The organism is Streptomyces caelestis (assembly GCF_014205255.1).
In the GTDB taxonomy this organism is placed as follows: Bacteria; Actinomycetota; Actinomycetes; order Streptomycetales; family Streptomycetaceae; genus Streptomyces; species Streptomyces caelestis.
On sequence record NZ_JACHNE010000001.1, the window covers coordinates 8136546 to 8155697 of the forward strand.

Sequence of the window (19152 nt, forward strand, 5' to 3'; positions counted from 1 at the left end):
GGCGTCACACGCCCAGCGGGCGGGGTTCGGCAGTGGGCGGATGCGGTGGTTCTGTCTGCGCCTCCAGGGCAGGAGCGGTACTCAGGGCGGCCTCCATGCCGCCGTCGACCTCGTCCAGCAGCACGCCGCAGCGTGCGCAGGTCTCCAGGGCCTGGGTGGACAGCTCCCGGACGCGGGAGTGCAGCTCGTCCCGGCGCTCCGGGTACTCGTCCCACAGCCGGTCCACCTCGGCCAGCAGCAGCCCGGCCTGCTCCCGCGCCACACCCACCAGGGCCGGGGCCCCCATCCGGCGTGCGAAGTCGAAGACCTTGCCGGAGTAGGGGAGCGGCAGCACCGGCAGCCCGGAGAGCGCCGCGAAGATCACGAAGTGCAGGCGCATGCCGACCGCCAGGTCGAGATGGCGCATGAAGCCCAGGACCTGCCCCGGGCTGTACGAGCCGTGCAGGATCCGCCCCTTGTCGGGAGCGGTCATGTGGGACAGCACGGCGTGGGCGTGCCGTACGTCGTGCCGCTCCATCGGCAGGAACACCACGTGGGCGTCCAGCCGGCGGACGAGAAAGTCGGCGACGTCGGCGAGCAGCGCGTGGTAGTCGCCCTCGTCCAGCTTCTCGGCCGCCCGGCCGGGCTCCCGCACCGACATCCCCACCAGACGCGAGTCGGTGGGCACGCCCTCGTGGCGCATCATCTCGTCGGTGAACGGCTCCGGCTCCAGCAGCAGCGCCGGATCGGCGGTGACGACGACATCGCGTTCGACACCGACCTCCTCCAGCACCAGCTTGGACTCCTCGTCCCGCACCACGACGTCGTCCATGTCCGCCAGCACGTTGCGTACGGCCTCCCGGTCCTCGGCCTCGCGCAGCGGACCGGCCCCGATGGCGTAGGCGAAGGTACGGATGCCGCGCTCCTGGGCGGCCCGGACCAGGCGCAGATAACGGCGGGCCTCACCGTCGAAGAGGAGCCCGCCACCGCCCAGGACCAGCACGTCCAGGGAGGCCAGCGCGTCCAGGACGGGGTTGCGGCTGACGCCCTCCCAGTCCACCACCTCGTCGGCGCCCGGGTGATGGGCCCGGGTGTGCTCGGCGTTCCGGCTGAAGACGACCAGCCGCGCCTCGGGCCGCTGGGCGCGCAGACAGCGCAGCACACAGGTCAGGATCGACTCGTCGCCGATGTTGAAGCCGCCGTACGAACCCAGCACGCCGATGCGCGGGCCCGGCCGGGCGGGCTGCGGATGAGAAGGGGCAGTGGTCATCCGGGTACTCCCGTCGCGTCGGAGTCTGCTCAGTGGCCTGGTGCCGCCGGTCGTGCGGAGCGGGCCGAGCCGTACGTACGGTCGTGCCGTGGCACGGTCCCGGGTTGCCTGCGCCGCACGCCGGAAACACCCCGCGTTCCGAGTGTGACGGAGGTCCGGAAGGTGTGCATTGTCCGATGAGCGAGGAGTGCATTGTCCGGTCGGCAGGGGGTACGTGGGAGCCCGACCGGCCGAGGGCCCTCTCCGGGCCGGAAGCAGAGGTGACCGTCATGCGGTTCCGTGACCGTCGGCAGGCCGGCGAGGAACTGGCCGAAACACTGCGCACCCGGCAGAGCGAGGGGGCACTGCCGCATCCTCTCGTCCTCGCCCTGCCCCGCGGCGGGGTCGCCGTGGCACGCGAGGTCGCCGGGGCGCTGGACGCCCCGCTCGACGTGCTCGTCGTACGGAAGATCGGGGCGCCCTTCCAGGAGGAACTCGGCGTCGGTGCGATGGCCGGGGACGAGGTGCCGCTCCTCGACGAGGACGCCATGCGCCACCTGGGCCTCCGGGAGGCCGCCCTCGCACCCGTCATCGAGCGGGAGCGCGTGGAACTGCGCCGCCGGGAGCGGCTGTACCGGCAGGGCCGTCCCGCACCCGACCTGCGTGGTCGCACCGTGATCGTGGTCGACGACGGCCTGGCGACCGGTTCCACGGCGCGGGCCGCGCTGCGATTCGTCCGCCGTCAGGCGCCCGAACGGGTGGTGCTGGCCGCGCCGGTGTGCTCCCCGGAGGCGGCCGAGCTGATGCGCGCCGAGGCCGACGAGGTGGTCTGCCTGCACCAGCCGGCCGCGTTCATGGCCGTGGGCCTCTGGTACGAGAACTTCGACCAGCTGACGGACCAGGACGTCCTGGAGGCGCTGCACGCGCAGCTGTGACCAATTGTTCACCTCACAGGTGTGGCGGAAACCAGCCACGTCGGACAACGATGTCCCAATCCCCACACCTGCAACAGGAGTACCAGTGAACGTCTCGCTCTCCGTGTGGCTGCTGACTGTGGCAGCTCTGTGCCTGCTCGTCGCCGTCGACTTCTTCGTCGGCCGCAAGCCCCATGACGTGTCCGTCAAGGAGGCCGGTACGTGGACGGTGGTGTGGGTCGTCCTGGCCGTGTTGTTCGGACTGGGGCTGTGGTACTTCGCTGGGAGCGGGCCCACGGGTGAGTTCTTCGCCGGGTACATCACCGAGAAGTCGCTGAGCGTCGACAACCTCTTCGTGTTCGTCCTGATCATGGGGAAGTTCGCGGTGCCCTCGCAGTACCAGCAGCGGGTGCTGATGGTCGGCGTCCTGATGGCCCTGGTGCTGCGGGCCGTCTTCATCGCGGCCGGCGCGGCGATCATCACCGCCTTCTCCTGGGTGTTCTACATCTTCGGAGCCTTCCTCGTCTGGACCGCCTGGAAGCTGATCCAGGACGCCCGCAAGCAGGACCACGAGGAGGAGTACCAGGAGAACAAGCTGCTGAAGATGGCGGAGCAGCGCTTCGGGGTGGCCGACCGCTATCACGGCACGAAGCTGTTCATCACCGAGAACGGCAAGCGGATCATGACCCCGATGCTGGTCGTGATGCTCGCGATCGGCTCCACCGACGTGCTGTTCGCCCTCGACTCCATCCCCGCGATCTACGGGCTGACGCAGGACCCGTACATCGTGTTCACCGCGAACGCCTTCGCCCTGATGGGCCTGCGCCAGCTGTACTTCCTCATCGGCGGCCTGCTGAAGAAGCTCGTCCACCTCTCCTACGGCCTGTCGATCATCCTGGGCTTCATCGGTGTGAAGCTGGTGCTGCACGCCCTGCACGAGTCGGGCGTCCACGTGCCCGAGATCAGCATCCCCTTCTCACTGACCTTCATCGTGCTCGTCCTGGCCGTCACCACGATCACCAGCCTGCGGGCTTCGAAGAAGCAGGAGGCCGAGGAGGCGGTCAGGGCCGAGGAGGACAAGCGGCGGGCCGCCGGATCCCGGTAGGTTCTCCCGGTTGCCGCCGGGGGGGGGCGGGGGCGGCGTCAGACGACGCCGTCCGCGCGCAGGGCCGCCACCTCCTCGTCGGTGCGGCCCAGCTCGGCGAGGATCGGCCCGGTGTGCTCGCCGACCGCCGGTACGGGGTCCATGCGGGTGGGCAGGCCCGCGAGGTCGGCCGGCGGGAGCAGCGCCTCCACCGTGGCGCCGGGCACCGCGATCTCGGTCCAGCGGCCGCGGGCGGCCAGCACCGGGTGGTCCAGGAACGCGGCGACGTCGTTGACCCCGGCGCAGGCGATGCCGATGGCCTCCAGGTCCTTGAGGATCTCGTCGGAGCTGGAGCGGGCGAAGCGGGCGCCGATGATCGTGTTGAGCTCCTCGCGGTGGGCGACGCGGTCGGAGGCGGTCGCGAAGCGCGGGTCGGTGACCAGCTCCGGCCGGCCGAGGAACCCGGTGCACAGGGCCGCCCACTCGCGCTCGTTCTGGATGGAGAACAGCACTTCCCTGCCGTCGGCGGCCTCGTAGGTACCGTACGGCGCGATGGTGGCGTGCTGGGTGCCGAGGCGCGGGGGCTGGGTGCCGCCGTGCCGGGTGTAGTAGGCGGGCTGGCCCATCCACTCCGCCAGCGCCTCGAACAGGGACACCTCCACCGGGTGGGCCTCGCCGGTGACGGCGCGGGTGTACAGGGCCGTGAGGACGCCGCTGTAGGCGTACATCCCGGCGGCGATGTCGGCGACGGAGATCCCCGTCCGGGCGGTCCCCTCGGGGGTTCCCGTGAGGGACACCAGCCCGGTCTGGCACTGCACCAGCAGGTCGTACGCCTTGCGGTCGGCCCAGGGGCCGGTCGTGCCCCAGCCGGATATCGTGCACGGGATCAGACCGGGGCGGCGGCTGGTGACGGTGGCGGCGTCCAGACCGAGCCGGCCGGCGGCGCCCGGGGCGAGGTTCTGGACGAACACGTCGGCCCCGTCGAGGAGTTCGTGCAGGATCTCACGGCCGCGTGGATCCTTGAGGTCCAGTGTGAGGGACTCCTTGGACCGGTTGAGCCACACGAAATAGCTGGAGTGGCCGTGCACGGTCGTGTCGTACCGGCGGGCGAAGTCGCCGCCGCCCGGCCGCTCCACCTTGATCACACGGGCGCCCAGGTCGGCGAGCTGCCGGGTGGCGTAGGGCGCGGCCACGGCCTGCTCCAAGCTGACCACCGTGACCCCGGCCAGGGGATACCGCTGCACGCTCATGCCTCATGCTCCTGAACCTCGTACCGTACGGCGCCCGGACAGTCTCTCCCAGCGACGGCGCCCGCGATGACGATCCGCTCCGGGTCGGCACCGAGTTCGGCGACGTGGTCCGCCGTCCACGGCAGCCCGGCGTACACGTCCTCGATCGGCGCGGGATACGGATGCTCCGGCGCCAGCCGGTACTCCACGGACACCACGACCGCGTCCAGCGCCTGTGCCCAGGTCAGCGGGGCGTCGACGCCGACCAGGTTGTTCCCGGTGATCGTGCCGCCGCCGTGCACGTGGTAGATGACGGGCCGCGCCCCGGCGGTCGCCGGCGCGGTCGGCCGGCAGATCAGCAGTGCGATGTCGGGCTCGCCCTGCGGCCCGGGCACCTGCCGGTCCTCTACCTCGAACGTCCCGCCCCATCGTCAGGTCCAGCTCGGCCAGCAGCTGTATGCCCGGGCCCTGGCGCACCTCCGCGATCTCGTCCAGGGTGAGACCCGGGCTGATCATGTCCTTGATCAACTGCAGGGCTCCGGCGAGTTCCGGGTCGAACGGGGGCGGAACCCGCGTCATGACGTCTCCTCACGCGAGGTCGCGGCGGCTCGTGCGGCCATGGTCGGTCCCGCCGTGTCGGACCCGGGCGCCGCCGTACGGCGGAGCCTTCCCGCCGTACGGCGGGTGGCGCCCCGGTGCCGGGCGAGGGCCACGGCCGTGAGCGCCGCGACCAGCGCGCACACCCCGAGCCACCCGAAGCGGCCGTACGCACGCGTGCCCAGCCAGGAGCCGACGGCGCCACCAAGATACGCGCAGGTCATATAGGCGGTGGTGAGCCGGCTGCGCACCTCCGCGCGCAGCCCCTGGATCCGCACCGTGTTGGCGACCATCCCGGACTGCATGCCGACGTCGAGCAGCAGCGTGCCCACGACCAGGGCCGCCACCCCCGCCGCACCGCCGAGACCGCCCAGCGCCAGCACGGCGGCCGAGGCCCCCACCACCAGGAAGCACACCCGGTTCACCGCGTCCGGCCCCCGCCGGTCGACCTGGCGGCCCGCGACCGGCGTGCACACCATGGTCACCGCGTTGACCAGGGCGAGCAGCCCCACGGCCCCCGCACCCATGCCGTACACCGGGCCGGTGAGCAGCAGCGCCACACCCGTCCACACAGCGGAGAACCCCGCGAACACCAGGGCCTGGTACAGGCAGGAGCGGCGCAGACCCAGTTCCGTGCGCAGCAGCCGCAGAGGCTCGGCCAGGAGCGCGACGTAGCCCTGGGAGGAGGGCGGGCACGTCAGCGGAAGCAGACGCGCCGACAGCGCGGCCACCGCCAGGGACAGCACGGCGGCCAGGACGTACGGTGCCCGCCAGCCCAGCCAGTCGCCGAGCGCGCCGCCGACGGTGCGCGACAGCAGCATGCCCGCGAGGGAGCCGCTCAGCAGGGTGCCGCCGGTGACACCACGCCGTTCCTCCGGTACCAGGCCGGCCGCCAGCGGCCCGGCGAGCGGTGCCACGACCGTCGTCACCCCCACCAGGGCACTGGCGACGACCAGCGGCACCAACCCCGGCGCGGCGCTCGCCGCGAACAGCCCGAGGCCGGTCAGCGTGAGCAGCGTGACCAGCAGCGGTCGGTACGGGAGGCGGTCGCCGAGCGGGACGAGCACGCAGATCCCGGCCGCGTAGCCGAACTGCGTCGCGGTGACGACGCCGGCGGCCGCGTCGGGCGAGACGTGCAGCCCGGACGCGATCAGCGGGCTGAGGGCCTGGGGGAAGTAGACGTTGCCCACGGCCGCGCCGCAGACGAGCGCCAGGGCCAGGATCACCCGGGGACTCGCGCCCGGGTGCGCTGTAGGCTGCCGGTGATCGTGATCCATCATGGACCGAAGTCCACGCCATGGCCGGGCGGTTGCCAAAGGATGTAGCGGGGGCCTTAATGATCAGCTTCCGGCTCGACGCCGCGGACCTCGCCGACACCCGCTTCGCGATCTCGCCCCTGCGCGAGGTGATGGGCAGCCTCCGTGCCCTGCGCGCCCCCGCCCTCTATCCCCTGCACGTCCGGTGGCGCGCCGCCGTGCTCCAGCAGCTCGACCCGGCCGACGCCCGGCTGCTCGCGGCCCTGGTGGGGGACACCCTGGCCCTGCCCGACTTCCTGACGCCCAGACCGGCGTCCTTCGCGCCCACCCTCGACGAGCAGCTGACCGTCGTACGCGCCACACCCGCGCGGACCGTACGGCGCGACCTGCTCGCCGCGCACGCGCCCAGACCTCTGCCGGTTGCCCTGCGGGCGGTCACCGCGCCTGGTGACGCTCCCGTCGCGGAGCTGCTGGAGGAGCTGTGCGCACTCCTGCGGCGGTACTGGGAGTCGGCGCTGCTGCCGTCCTGGCCGCGGATGCGGCTCGTGCTGGAGGCCGACATCACCCACCGGGCACGGCAGCTGGCCACCGGCGGCGCCCGGCTGCTCTTCGCCGACCTGCACCGCAATCTGCGCTGGGACGACGGCGTCCTGCGCGTCGACCGGATGCGCGGACGCCACCACGTGGACGGCTCCGGACGCGGACTGCGCCTCGTGCCGTCCCTGTTCGCGCACCAGCCGGCGCCCCCGGTCAGCGCCGCGGAACCGCCGATGCTCGCCTACCCCAGCCGGGGCGCCGCCACCCTGTGGGAACAGGAGCCCGAGCCGGACGCCCCCGCCCTGACGGCCCTGCTCGGCGCGCCCCGCAGCACGCTGCTGCGGCTGCTGGCCGAGCCCCTGCCGACGGTGGAGCTGGCCCGGCGCCTCGGGGTGACCCCGAGCGCCGTGTCCCAGCACCTGCGCGTGCTGCACGCGACGGGCCTGGTCACCCGCGCCCGCGACGGCCGCCGCGTCCTGTACCGGCGCAGCCCACTGGGGGAGCAGCTGGCCCGGCACGGCACGGCCTGAGCACTCAGCGGCTCGCCGTACCCGAGCGAGCCGCAGCGGACCCCGACGCCGGCACGCTGCGCGAGACGACGCGCATGCCGCCGCCGTCGACGACCCGGACCTGGAGCGAGCCGCATCCGCACCGCGTCCACTCCGTGCGGCCCGTCGCGGTGGTGTGCCGGGACAGCACCTGGAACGGCTCGCCTCCGTCCGGCCAGCCGCAGTGCGGGCAGACGGTGCCGGTGGTGCTGATCATGTCTTGACTCCTCGTACGTCCTGGCTGGTTGTCCGTCGCGACACAGCCAGGGTGCGTCGAAGTCTCCGTACACGTCCAGGTTGACTTTGTGGACGTCATTGTGAAGCTTGAGCTTCATGATTGATCTGCGCCGGCTGCACGTCCTGAGGGCGGTCGCCCACTACGGCACGGTCACCGCGGCCGCCCGGGCCCTGCACTTCACCCCGTCCGCCGCCTCCCAGCAGATCCGGCAGCTCGCCCGCGACCTGGGCGTCGACCTGCTGGAGCCGCAGGGGCGCGGGGTCCGTCTCACTCCGGCCGCCGAGAGCCTGCTGGCGCACGCCGACGCGATCCAGGCCCGCTGGGACCAGGCGGAACTCGATCTGCGGGCGGACCACGGGGCGCCGTCCGGGGTGTTGCGTGTGACGGGCTTCCCCGTGGCCATCTCGGTGCTGCTGGCGCCGATGGCGGCCCGGCTGGGGGAGCGGCACCCGCGGCTGTCCGTACGGATCACCGAGGCGGGCGTCCCGGAGAGCTTCGACCTCCTCTTCGAGGGGGACATCGACCTGGCGATCGTCGAGTCCACCCCGCACAACCCGCCGCTGAGCGACGCGCGGTTCGACCAGCAGCCGTTGCTCGACGACCCGTTCGACCTGGTCGTCCCCGACGGGCACCGGCTGGCCGGACGGTCCCGGGTCCATCTCGCGGAGGCAGCACACGAGGCGTGGATCGCGCCGGTGGAGGAGAGTTCCTGCCGCACGCACGTCCTGTCCGCCTGCGGTGCGGCCGGATTCAGCCCCGGCGTCGTCCATCACACCCTGGACTGGAACGCCGCCGCCCACCTCGTCGCGCACGGGCTCGGCGTCGCCCTCATCCCCCGCCTCGCGCATCTGACGCCCCATCTCCCGATCACCCGGGTGCGCTGCGAGGGCAACCCCCACCGCAAGCTCCTGACCTGCACCCGCGGCGGCGGCCACGCCCGCCCGGCGGTGGCGGCGGCCCTCCAGGAACTACAAGAACTGGCCCCGACCGCTGTCGCCTGAGGCGCTGAGCAACTCAGGGGCGCGGGGATCTGCGCGAACAACCCCCACCCGCGGACGGCGACGGTCAGGCCGGGTGTGCCTGAACCTCCGCCGTCCCTCGGCCGTCCGCCCCGTGCAGCCCCGCCCCTTCACCGCCCGGGCGCCCCCACCCGTAGCGCGTCCATGACGAGGTCCAGCAGGCGGGTGGCGCGTGGTTGCCAGTCGGTGTGGGGGTCGATCGTCCAGAGGCCGCCGATGGTGAGGAAGAGGTCGTCCGCGGTGATGCCCGGGCGGATGGTGCCGGCCTTCTCGTTGGCGCGGAGGAGGAGTTCGGCCGCCTCGGTCAGCGGGGTGTGGGCCGGCTTCGTCCCACACGCGCTGGTGGCCTGGCGGAGCGCGTCGGCCAGGCCGGCCTTCGTCATGGCGAACCGCGCGCAACGGTCCAGCCATTCGCGCAGCGCCTGGTCGGGTTCCCGGCTCTCCAGCAGCGGTGCCGCGGTCTCGGCGACCTGCTGCATCTCGTGCCGGTAGATCTCCATGACGAGCGCCTCACGGCTGGGGAAGTGGCGGTAGAAGGTCCCCTGCCCGACGCCCGCCTTCTTGGCGATCGCGCTCAGCGGAGCGTCCGCCGCGCGCGTCAGTTCCATCAGCGCGACTTCCAGGATGCGCTCGCGGTTGCGTTGCGCGTCCGAGCGCAGAGGAGCGTCCTTCTTCTGCGGCACCTTCTCCGGCACTCGCCCTCCTCGCGGTCCTTGGCCGAAACCCGGCCCTTGTTAAGCGGACAGTTGTCCGTTACGTTTCCGGGTAACGGACAACTGTCCGCTTGCTCCATCGTATCGGCGGGACGCCCGTGCGGACAGCCCGGGACGGCCGTGCCGCGGCAGACCCGCCCCGCATCCTGCACCGCCACGAACCGGCCCCGCCACCCACGACTCCTGCCTGCTGACCTGGCGACGTGAGAAAGAAGGCTTCCATGCCACCATCGACGTCCAGCGACCTCACCCTGTCCGTCAACGGCGAGAAGTACACGCTGACCGTCGATCATCGCACCACCCTGCTCGACGCCCTGCGCGAGCGCCTCGATCTGACCGGCACGAAGAAGGGCTGCGACCAGGGCCAGTGCGGTGCCTGCACGGTCCTGGTCGACGGCCGCCGGGCCGTGTCCTGCCTCCAGCTCGCCGTGGCGGCCGAGGGGCGTGAGATCACCACCATCGAGGGCGTGGCCGAAGGCGATCAACTGCACCCGGTGCAGCAGGCGTTCCTCGACCTCGACGGATTCCAGTGCGGTTACTGCACGCCGGGCCAGATCTGCTCGGCCGTCGCCGTGATCGAGGAGCACGCGGCGGGCTGGCCCAGCGCCGCCACCGACGACATACGGCCCGAGGCGGGGCCGCCACCGCTGACCCCGGAGGAGATCCGGGAGCGGATGAGCGGCAACCTCTGCCGCTGCGGCGCCTACGTGTCGATCGTCCAGGCCGTGGCCCGGGCCGCCGAGACCAAGGGAGCGGCGGCATGAGGGAGTTCGGCTACCAGCGCGCCTATGACGTCTCCGGCGCGGTGGCGCTGCTCGACGGCGACGGGGAAGCCCGTTTCCTGGGCGGCGGTACCAACCTCGTCGACCTGATGAAGACCGGCGTCGAGCGGCCCGCCCGGCTGGTCGACGTCCGCGACCTGCCCCTGAACCGCATCGATCCGACCGGCGACGGCGGGCTGCGCATCGGCGCGACCGTCACCAACAGCGACCTCGCCGCGCACCCCGAAGTCCGCCTCCACTACCCGGCGTTGGCACAGGCGGTGCTGGCCGGCGCCTCCGGGCAGCTGCGCAACATGGCCACCGTCGGCGGGAACCTGCTCCAGCGCACCCGCTGCGGCTACTTCTCCGACATCACCTCCGCCTGCAACAAACGCAACCCCGGCAGCGGCTGCCCCGCCGTCACCGGTGAGCACCACAATCACGCCATCCTGGGCGCCTCCGACCACTGCGTGGCCACACACCCCTCCGACATGGGCGTGGCGCTCGCCGCCTTCGACGCGACCGTGTCCTACGAAACGGCGGACGGCCCCGGTGAGTTGCCGCTCGCCGACTTCTACCTGCCGGTGGGGGAGACGCCGCACCTGGAGACGGCCCTGCCGCCGGGTGCGCTGATCACCGGCGTCACCCTGCCGCCCACCCAGGTGGCCGCCAACTCCCGCTACCGCAAGGTGCGCGAGCGCGCCTCGTACGCCTTCGCCATCGGTTCGATCGCCGCCGCGCTCGACGTCGAGGACGGTGTCGTACGGGATGTCCGCCTGGCCTTCGGAGCGGTCGCCTCCCGCCCCTGGCGGGCCCGCACGGCCGAGCGCGCCCTGCTCGGCGCCCCGGCCGACGCCGAGCACTTCGCGGCCGCCGCGGACGCCGAACTGGCCCAGGCGACCCCGCTGCCCCACAACGGATACAAGGTGACCCTGATGCGCAACCTCGTCGTGGCCGGCTTGAGCGAACTCGCCGAGGAGGCCACCCGATGACCACCGCCGCCCAAGGCTCCGTCGGCACGGCGCACACCCGCGTGGAAGGCCGCGACAAGGTCACCGGAGCGGCCCGCTACGCCGCCGAGATCCCCTTCGCGGAACTCGCCCACGGCTGGCTGGTCCTGTCCACCGTCGCCCGCGGCCGCGTCCGCGCCCTGGACACCGAACCCGTCCTCGCCATGCCCGGTGTGCTCACCGTGCTCCACCACCACAACGCCCCGCGCGTCGACAGCGACTACATCGGCCTGCTGGGCGTCCCGCCGGACCCGAGCGTCGCCCTCTTCCAGCACGACCGGGTGATCCACATGGGCTGGCCGGTGGCGCTGGTCGTCGCCGAGACGTCCGAGCAGGCCAGGGAGGCCGCCGAGGCCCTCGTGGTGACGTACGACCAGGAGCCGCACGACGTCGCGTTCTCCGCCGAGCGGCAGACCGAGGCGTACCCGGTCGACGGCCATGCGCCGGGTGTGATGGAGAAGGGCGACGTGGAGGCCCAACTCGCCTCCTCCGCCGTCGTGGTGGACGCGGAGTACACCACTCCGGAGGAACACCACAACCCGATGGAGCCGCACGCCGCGACGGCCCTGTGGGAGGGCGGCCGGCTCCAGGTCGTCGACTCCAACCAGGGCACCACCTGGGTCGCGGGCGAACTCGCGAACCTGTTCTCCCTCGACCCGGCCTCCGTGCGGGTGCGCTCCGAGCACGTCGGCGGCGGCTTCGGCAGCAAGGGTGCCCGTGCGCACCAGGTGGCCGCCGTGATGGCCGCGACCGTTCTGCGACGCCCGGTCAGGGTCGTCATGACCCGCCGGCAGATGTTCTCGCTCGCCGGCTACCGCAGCCCCACGGTGCAGCGGGTCAGGCTCGGCGCCGACGCGGGCGGGCGCCTGCGCGCCCTGGAGCACCAGTCCCTGAACATGACCTCGTCCGTGCACGAGTTCGTGGAGCCGAGCGCCGTCGCGGGCCGGGCGATGTACGACGCCGACGCGCATCACACGGCCAGCCGGATCGTGCGGCTCGACGTGCCGACCCCGACCTGGATGCGCGCCCCCGGGGAGGCGCCCGGCTCGTTCGCGCTGGAGTCGGCGCTCGACGAGCTCGCCGAGCGGTGCGGCATCGACCCGATCGAGCTGCGCCTGCGCAACGAGCCCGCGGTGGGCCCGGTGTCCGGGCTGCCGTTCAGCAGCCGCAACCTGATCGCCTGCTTCCGGGAAGGCGCCCGCAGGTTCGGCTGGGCGGAGCGCGACCCGCGCCCCGGAGTGCGCCGCGACGGCCGCTGGCTGCTCGGCACCGGCACCGCCGCCGCCTCCTTCCCGGCGGGAGCCATGCCCTCCACGGCCGCCGTCACCGCGGAGGCGGACGGCACCTTCACGGTGGGGATCAACGCCGCGGACATCGGCACCGGCGCCCGGACCGCGCTCACGCTGGTGGCCGCCGACGCGCTGGGAGTCACGACGGACCGCGTCCGGGTGCGCATCGCGGACAGCGACCTGGGTCCGGCGATGATCGCCGGCGGCTCGGCGGGCACCCGCTCCTGGGCATGGGCCGTCACGGCCGCCGCCGACAAGCTGCGGCAGAGCCTCGCGCCGGGCGCCGACATTCCGCCGGAGGGCATCACCGTACGGTCGAACACGGCCGAGGCCATCGGCGCCCTCGCCCAGAAGGAACGGCACTCCTTCGGGGCGCAGTTCGCCGAGGTCGCCGTGGACCCGGCCACCGGCGAGGTCCGGGTGCGCCGCATGCTGGGCATCTTCGCGGCCGGCCGGATCGTCAACCCGCTCACCGCCCGCAACCAGCTCGTCGGCGGCATGATCTGGGGCATCTCGATGGCGCTGCACGAGGAAGCCGTCCGGGACCGGGCCACGGGCGGCGTCTACGGCGCCGACCTCGCCGGCTACCACGTCGCCGCGCACGCCGACATCCCGCACGTCGAGGCCGACTGGGTCGACGACCCCGACCCGGACGACCCGGTCGGCATCAAGGGCATCGGCGAGGTGGGCATCGTGGGCGCCGCCGCGGCGGTCGCCAACGCCGTGTGGCACGCGACCGGCGTCCGCCACCGCCACCTGCCCATCCGCCCGGACCGTGTCCTGACGGCGGGCGGCGATGCTTGACCTCGCCGGGCAGCTGCACGAGTGGATCGAGGAGGGCCGGGACTTCGCCGTCGCCACGGTCGTCGCCGTCGGCGGCAGCGCCCCGCGCCCTCCCGGCGCCGCCCTGGCCGTCTCCGCCGACGGCACGGCCGTCGGCTCGGTCTCCGGAGGGTGTGTGGAGGGCGCGGTGTACGACCTGTGCCTCCAGGCCCTCCAGGACGGCGAGACCCGTGTCGAGCGGTTCGGCTACAGCGACGAGGACGCCTTCGCGGTCGGACTGACCTGCGGCGGAACGATCGACATCATGATCACCCCGTACGACGCCGGCCGGACGGCCCAGGCCGCCGCGCTGTCGGCCGCCGCCCGCGGCGAGCCGGTGGCGCTCGCCCGAGTGGTCCACGGTCCGGCCGGCCTCCTCGGCCGGGCGGTGCTCGTACGACCCGACGGCACGCACGAGGGCGGCCTCGGCGGCCACCCCGGCCTGGACCGCACGGCGATCGCCCAGGCCGGCGCCCTGCTCGCCGACGGCCGCACCGGCACGGTCGAGGTCTCCGCGAACGGAGCGAGATGGGGGTCCCCCCGGACGGAGTCTGGGGGAGGCTCGCACTGCCCGGGCGGTCTCACCCTGCTCGTCGAGTCGGCCGTCCCCGCGCCCCGCATGATCGTCTTCGGGGCGATCGACTTCTCCGCCGCCCTCGTACGGGCGGGCAAGTTCCTCGGCTACCACGTCACCGTGTGCGACGCCCGCCCCGTCTTCGCGACCCGGGTCCGCTTCCCCGAGGCCGACGAGATCGTCGTCGACTGGCCCCACCGCTACCTGCGGCGGACGGACACCGACGCGCGGACCGTCCTGTGCGTGCTCACCCACGACGCCAAGTTCGACATCCCCCTGCTGGCCGAAGCCCTGCGGCTGCCCGTCGCCTACGTCGGCGCCATGGGCTCCCGCCGCACCCACGAGGACCGCGACCGGCGGCTTCGGGAGGCGGGCGTGAGCGAGCGCGAGCTGGCCCGGCTCAGGTCACCCATCGGGCTCGACCTGGGCGCCCGTACGCCCGAGGAGACCGCCCTGTCCATCGCGGCGGAGATCATCGCCGCGAGGCACGGCGGCACGGGCCGGCCGCTCACCGGATCGGACACTCCGATCCACCGGGACGAGCGGGCGCCCGGGCAGCTGCCGCAACCGGTCTGAGCGACGACACGCCGGAGGGGCCGCGGCCGGTGACGGCCTCGGCCCCTCCGCGGCACCGCGCGAGAGCGGATCAGGCAGCGGCCTGCTCCGTGGCGTCGCCGTGCAGACGGGCGATGACCTCGGTCAGCTGCGCGGCGACCTCGGCGTCGTCGGCCGGGTGCGTCTCGGCGAAGCGGGTCATCGAGCCGGGGATGGACAGCTTGACGTCCTCCAGCACCTTGCCGCCGGCCACGCCCACGGACTTGCGGGTCTCGTCGTGCGCCCAGACGCCGCCGTACTGGCCGAACGCGGTGCCGACCACGGCGACCGGCTTGCCGCTGAGGGCGCCGGCACCGTACGGGCGGGACAGCCAGTCGATGGCGTTCTTCAGGACGGCCGGGATGGTGCCGTTGTACTCGGGCGTGAACAGGATCAGGGCGTCGGCGGCGGAGGCGGCCTCACGCAGCCGGGCGGCGGCGGCCGGAACGGTGCCCTCCACGTCGATGTCCTCGTTGTAGAAGGGGATCTCGGCCAGCCCCTCGAACAGCTCCACCTCGGCACCCTCGGGTGCGAGCTTGACGGCGGCCTCGGCGAGCTGGCGATTGTGCGAACCGGCACGAAGGCTGCCGACGAGCGCGAGGATGCGAACAGACATGCTGACTCCCACGTAGTGAAGAACGGCTCCGAAACACTGCCGTAACGATCCGGACCGGGGTCCGTTTAATGTTCTAGCATCTTAAACGGACCCCGGTCCAGTTCTGTTCCCGATGCTTTACGCTGGCTTCATGTCCACCCTCCCGCCGCCCTTCCCGACGCCCCAGGAGTCCGTCGACCACCCCGAGCTGCTCCAGCTCGGCACCGTCCTGGAGCCCGACGCGCCCTGCCTGCGGGCCGACGCCGCGCGCAACCGGGCCCGGCTGCTGGAGGCCGCCGCGCGGCTGGTGGCGGAGCGCGGCGCGGACGCCGTCACGATGGAGGCGGTGGCCGCCGAGGCCCGTGTGGGCAAGGGCACGGTCTTCCGCCGGTTCGGCGACCGCACCGGTCTGCTGGCGGCGCTGCTCGATCACTCCGAGAAGAAGTTCCAGGCCGCCTTCCTCACCGGGCCGCCCCCGCTCGGCCCCGGAGCGCCACCAGTGGAGCGGCTGCGGGCGTTCGGCTGCGCGATGCTGCGCCGCTCCACCGACGAACTGGAGCTGCAACTGGCTGCCGAGCCGGGCGCCAGCCGCCGCTTCACCACCCCGCCCCGCCGGGTGCTGCGCCACCACGTGGCCATGCTGCTGCGACAGGTCGTCCCGAAAGCGGACTGCGAACTGCTCTCCCACACCCTGATGGGCCAGCTCGACCCGGCCCTGATCCACCATCTGACCCGGCAGTGCGGGACACCCCTGGCCCGTCTGGAAAACGCCTGGGTCGACCTCGTCGACCGGGTGACGGGCACGGCCACGGGCGGCTGAGTGCGCGTGCGGGGCCCCGTGACCGCTCACGGCTCCCTCACAACTCCCCCGCCTGAGAGGCGCATTGGGGCTTCTGCCAAGATGCCGTACGTCATGGTGCAGATACCGAAAACGCCCGCGCCCCCGCCCCCCGCACCGTCGCGCTCCGTGCCCACGAGCGCCGACGTGGCCCGCCTGGCCGGCGTCTCGCGCGCGACCGTCTCCTACGTCCTCAACAACACCAGCGCCGTACGGATCAGCGAGCCCACCCGCCACCGGGTCCACGAGGCCGCGAAGGAACTCGGGTACGTCCCGCACGCGGCGGCCCGCACCCTGCGCGCCGGGCACAGCCGTATGGTCCTGATCCCCGCCCCGACCTTCCCCGTCGGCCCGCTCTACAACCGGTTCCTCACCGACCTCCAGGGTGCGCTCGGCAGCCTGGACTACACGGTCGTGCAGTACGGCACCGGCGGCCCGCACGGCGACGAAGCCGCCCGCGCCTGGGCGGAGTTGCGGCCCGTGGCCGTGCTCGTGCCCGGTTCCGGGCTCGGCCCGCGCGGAGCGGCGGTGCTCAAGCGGTCGGGGGCGCGGGCCGTGGTCACCCTCGGCCCCGAGACCATCGAGGGCGCGCACGCCCTGCTCATGGACCACGACGTGGTCGGCCACAGCGCCGGCTCTCACCTCCACGACCGCGGCAGGCGCCGCATCGGCGTCGTCGTCCCGCAGGAACCCGGCCTCGAGGCGTTCTCCGCGCCCCGGCTCGACGGGGTGCGCCAGTCCCTGCGGGGCACCGACGCCACCGTGACCGAACTGCCCCTCGCGTACGACGAGCAGGCCGCAGCGCGGCTCGCCGCCCGCTGGCGCGGTCTCGGTCTGGACGCCGTGTTCACCTACAACGACGAGTACGCGATGCTGCTCATGCGGGCCCTGCAGGACGAGGGCATCCGCATCCCCGAGGAGACGGCCGTGATCGGCGCCGACGATCTGATGCTCGGCCGGCTGCTGCGGCCGCGGCTCAGTACGGTCCGCCTGGAACTGCCCTCCGGCCGTGAACTCGCCGAACTGGTCGACCGCGCCGTGCGCAATCCCGGGACCGAGCCCGAGACGCACAAGGTGCTGGGCGCCACGGTGCTGCACCGCGAGTCGAGTTGACCCGGCTCCGTGGCGGTTGGTCCGGATGGCGCGGCCGGAACAGAGGGCGATCGGCCGCTCGCCGTCCTGCGGCATGACTAAGATGTTGCATGCTCAACAAAATCGGGGCGCGTACGAACGCGGGCCGTCGGCACGCACGGCCGCGGCCCGGTCGGTGTGTCCCGCCCTATGACCGCCGAACCGGCCGCATACGCACGGGAGTTGCGCCCACCCCGTCAGCCGGTGACCGATCGATCGGAGAGCCGTCATGCCGTTGCTCGACACCAGGACCTGGCAGTCCCAGACCCTGACGGGGCCCGGGTACACCGTCACCGAGCCCGCCACCGGCCAAGCCCTCGGCAGCCTCGCCCTCGCCACCCCCGAGGACGTCGGCGCCGCCGCCGGGAGGGCCGCCGCCGCCCAGCGCGAGTGGGCCCGCGCCCCGCACTTCGCCCGGGCCGCCGTGCTCCGCAGGGCCGGCGACCTGTTCACGGCCCACGCCACCGAACTGCGCGAGTGGCTCGTCCGCGAATCCGGATCCGTCCCCGGCAAGGCCGACTTCGAACTGCACGTCGCCGCCCAGGAATGCTACGAGGCCGCCGCGCTCGCCTCCCGCCCGGCCGGCCAGGTCCTGCCCAGCGAGGCGCCGCGCCTGTCGTACACGCGCCGCGTCCCGGCCGGTGTGGTGGGCGTGATCTCCCCGTTCAACGCCCCGCTGATCCTGTCCATCCGCTCCGTCGCACCGGCTCTGGCCCTCGGCAACGCGGTCGTCCTGAAGCCCGACCCGCGCACCGCCGTGTGCGGAGGGCTGTCCCTCGCCGCGGTCTTCGCCGCCGCGGGCCTGCCTCAGGACCTGCTGCACGTGCTCCCCGGCGGCCCCGACGCCGGACAGGCCCTGGTCGCCGACCCGCGCGTGCCGGTCATCTCCTTCACCGGCTCCACCCCCGCCGGGCGGGCCGTGGGCGAGGCCGCCGGCCGCCACCTCAAGCGGGCCCACCTGGAACTCGGCGGCAACTCGGCCATGATCGTGCTGCCCGACGCCGACCTCGACGCGGTGATCTCCACCGCCGCCTGGGGCTCGTTCTTCCACCAGGGCCAGATCTGCATGACGACCGGACGCCACCTCGTGCACGCGTCCCTGTACGACGAGTACGTCGAGCGGCTCGCCGCCAAGGCGGACTCACTCGCCGTCGGCGACCCGTACCGCGAACAGGTCCACCTCGGCCCGATCATCGACTCGGGCCAACTGGCCAAGATCAGCGGCCTGGTCGAGTCCAGCAAGGCCGCGGGCGCCAAGCTCGCCGCGGGCGGCACCCACGACCGGCTCTTCTACCGGCCCACGGTCCTCGCCCACGTCGACGACCACACCCCGGCGTACGCGGAGGAGGTCTTCGGCCCCGTCGCGCCCGTACGCTCCTTCACCACCGCCGACGAGGCGGCGGCCCTGGCCGCACAGAGCCCCTTCGGACTCTCCCTGGGCATCATCACCCGCGACACGGCCCGCGGCCTGGACCTCGCCGAGCGCATACCGACCGGCATCGTCCACATCAACGACCAGACCGTCAACGACGAGGCCGTGGCGCCCTTCGGTGGAGTGGCCGCCTCCGGCACCGGCGCCCGCTTCGGCGGCGAGGCCAACCTGGAGGCCTTCACCGAACTGCGCTGGACGACGGTACGCGGAGACGTGGCTCCGTACCCGTTCTAGGGTCCTAGCCGGCCTGCTGGCTCTCCTGGGCCTGCTGCTCGGCGACCGCCTTGCGGACCTCGTCCATGTCGAGGTTCCGGGCCTGCCCGATGACGTCCGTCAGGGCGGCCTCGGGCAGGGCGCCCGGCTGGGCGAACACGGCGACCTGGTCACGGACGATCATCAGCGTGGGAATCGACTGGATACCGAAGGCCGCGGCCAGCTCCGGCTGCGCCTCGGTGTCCACCTTGCCGAACACGAGGTCCGGGTTCTCCTCCGCCGCCTTCTCGTAGACCGGCGCGAACTGCTTGCACGGCCCGCACCAGGACGCCCAGAAGTCGATCAGGACGAACTCGTTGTCCGTGACCGTCTGGTCGAAGTTCTCCTTGGTGAGCTCCACGGTGCTGCTCATGGCGTCAATCCCTCTTCCTGATGTGGGTCAAGCCGTCGGCACAACACGGCCGACCTGGTACGTATTCCGCGCCCCTACCCGTGTGGCCGGCGCGCACACCACCCACCAGACTGACCCC

18 protein-coding genes and 1 pseudogene are annotated in these 19152 nt (G+C 72.9%); 11 read left to right on the plus strand and 8 right to left on the minus strand.

The annotated features are described in order from the left end of the window. Positions 1-4 precede the first annotated feature (4 nt). Positions 5-1249 (minus strand): polysaccharide pyruvyl transferase family protein, encoded by a 1245-nt coding sequence (locus tag HDA41_RS36820; RefSeq protein ID WP_184991824.1) that lies wholly within the window; start codon positions 1247-1249, stop codon positions 5-7. Between the two features lie 269 nt (positions 1250-1518). Here HDA41_RS36820 and HDA41_RS36825 point away from each other — a divergent pair, with 269 nt between their 5' ends. After that, positions 1519-2163 (plus strand): phosphoribosyltransferase, encoded by a 645-nt coding sequence (locus HDA41_RS36825; protein WP_184991826.1) that lies wholly within the window; start codon positions 1519-1521, stop codon positions 2161-2163. An 85-nt stretch (positions 2164-2248) separates the two neighbouring features. After that, positions 2249-3247 carry a TerC family protein gene (locus HDA41_RS36830; protein ID WP_184991828.1) on the plus strand — a complete coding sequence of 333 codons (999 nt, stop codon included), beginning with the start codon at positions 2249-2251 and terminating at the stop codon, positions 3245-3247. 38 nt (positions 3248-3285) lie between these two features. Here HDA41_RS36830 and HDA41_RS36835 read toward each other — a convergent pair whose 3' ends face one another. From HDA41_RS36835 to HDA41_RS36845, 3 genes and pseudogenes are all read right to left on the minus strand, one after another. Further along, positions 3286-4476 carry a CaiB/BaiF CoA transferase family protein gene (locus HDA41_RS36835; RefSeq protein WP_184991830.1) on the minus strand — a complete coding sequence of 397 codons (1191 nt, stop codon included), beginning with the start codon at positions 4474-4476 and terminating at the stop codon, positions 3286-3288. A gap of 47 nt (positions 4477-4523) precedes the next feature. Beyond that, a pseudogene (locus tag HDA41_RS36840) lies at positions 4524-5034 on the minus strand (alpha/beta hydrolase); the annotation flags it as partial. Next, a complete protein-coding gene (locus tag HDA41_RS36845) occupies positions 5031-6278 on the minus strand; it encodes an MFS transporter (RefSeq protein WP_184991832.1) in 1248 nt (415 codons plus the stop codon). The pseudogene HDA41_RS36840 and the gene HDA41_RS36845, both read right to left, overlap by 4 nt. A 110-nt stretch (positions 6279-6388) precedes the next feature. Here HDA41_RS36845 and HDA41_RS36850 point away from each other — a divergent pair, with 110 nt between their 5' ends. Then, positions 6389-7375 carry an ArsR/SmtB family transcription factor gene (locus HDA41_RS36850; protein WP_184991834.1) on the plus strand — a complete coding sequence of 329 codons (987 nt, stop codon included), beginning with the start codon at positions 6389-6391 and terminating at the stop codon, positions 7373-7375. 4 nt (positions 7376-7379) lie between these two features. Here the strand turns inward: HDA41_RS36850 and HDA41_RS36855 are convergent, their stop codons facing one another. Beyond that, positions 7380-7610 carry a hypothetical protein gene (locus HDA41_RS36855; RefSeq protein WP_184991836.1) on the minus strand — a complete coding sequence of 77 codons (231 nt, stop codon included), beginning with the start codon at positions 7608-7610 and terminating at the stop codon, positions 7380-7382. A 116-nt stretch (positions 7611-7726) separates the two neighbouring features. Here HDA41_RS36855 and HDA41_RS36860 point away from each other — a divergent pair, with 116 nt between their 5' ends. Then, on the plus strand, positions 7727-8632 hold the full coding sequence (locus HDA41_RS36860; protein WP_184991838.1) for a LysR family transcriptional regulator: 906 nt from the start codon (positions 7727-7729) through the stop codon (positions 8630-8632). Positions 8633-8760: 128 nt separating this feature from the next. Here HDA41_RS36860 and HDA41_RS36865 read toward each other — a convergent pair whose 3' ends face one another. Then, positions 8761-9333: a TetR/AcrR family transcriptional regulator gene (locus tag HDA41_RS36865; RefSeq protein WP_184994048.1), complete on the minus strand. Its 573-nt coding sequence runs from the start codon at positions 9331-9333 to the stop codon at positions 8761-8763. 251 nt (positions 9334-9584) lie between these two features. Between HDA41_RS36865 and HDA41_RS36870 the strand changes: the two genes are divergently transcribed. From HDA41_RS36870 to HDA41_RS36885, 4 genes are read left to right on the plus strand one after another with little or no spacing between them, the layout of a single operon-like run. After that, on the plus strand, positions 9585-10127 hold the full coding sequence (locus HDA41_RS36870) for a (2Fe-2S)-binding protein (protein ID WP_184991839.1): 543 nt from the start codon (positions 9585-9587) through the stop codon (positions 10125-10127). Continuing rightward, complete coding sequence (locus HDA41_RS36875; RefSeq protein WP_184991841.1) at positions 10124-11116, plus strand: FAD binding domain-containing protein; 993 nt, start codon at positions 10124-10126, stop codon at positions 11114-11116. The genes HDA41_RS36870 and HDA41_RS36875 overlap by 4 nt, the downstream gene beginning before the upstream one ends. After that, positions 11113-13227 (plus strand): xanthine dehydrogenase family protein molybdopterin-binding subunit, encoded by a 2115-nt coding sequence (locus HDA41_RS36880; RefSeq protein ID WP_184991842.1) that lies wholly within the window; start codon positions 11113-11115, stop codon positions 13225-13227. Before HDA41_RS36875 ends, HDA41_RS36880 begins: the two co-directional genes overlap by 4 nt. Further along, positions 13220-14395 (plus strand): XdhC family protein, encoded by a 1176-nt coding sequence (locus tag HDA41_RS36885; protein ID WP_184991844.1) that lies wholly within the window; start codon positions 13220-13222, stop codon positions 14393-14395. Before HDA41_RS36880 ends, HDA41_RS36885 begins: the two co-directional genes overlap by 8 nt. 70 nt (positions 14396-14465) lie before the next feature. On the opposite strand, the gene HDA41_RS36890 is transcribed toward HDA41_RS36885, so the two are convergent. Next, a complete protein-coding gene (locus HDA41_RS36890; RefSeq protein ID WP_184991847.1) occupies positions 14466-15029 on the minus strand; it encodes an NAD(P)H-dependent oxidoreductase in 564 nt (187 codons plus the stop codon). 130 nt (positions 15030-15159) lie between these two features. Between HDA41_RS36890 and HDA41_RS36895 the strand changes: the two genes are divergently transcribed. The 3 genes from HDA41_RS36895 to HDA41_RS36905 all read left to right on the plus strand — a co-directional run bounded on the left by HDA41_RS36895 (position 15160) and on the right by HDA41_RS36905 (position 18643). Next, positions 15160-15828 (plus strand): TetR/AcrR family transcriptional regulator, encoded by a 669-nt coding sequence (locus HDA41_RS36895; protein WP_184991849.1) that lies wholly within the window; start codon positions 15160-15162, stop codon positions 15826-15828. A gap of 81 nt (positions 15829-15909) precedes the next feature. Beyond that, positions 15910-16959, plus strand: a complete 1050-nt coding sequence (locus HDA41_RS36900) for a LacI family DNA-binding transcriptional regulator (RefSeq protein WP_184991851.1) — start codon at positions 15910-15912, stop codon at positions 16957-16959. Between the two features lie 247 nt (positions 16960-17206). Next, on the plus strand, positions 17207-18643 hold the full coding sequence (locus tag HDA41_RS36905) for a benzaldehyde dehydrogenase (RefSeq protein WP_184991853.1): 1437 nt from the start codon (positions 17207-17209) through the stop codon (positions 18641-18643). 4 nt (positions 18644-18647) lie between these two features. On the opposite strand, the gene trxA is transcribed toward HDA41_RS36905, so the two are convergent. Continuing rightward, complete coding sequence (gene trxA / locus HDA41_RS36910; RefSeq protein WP_184991855.1) at positions 18648-19034, minus strand: thioredoxin; 387 nt, start codon at positions 19032-19034, stop codon at positions 18648-18650. Positions 19035-19152 lie beyond the last annotated feature (118 nt).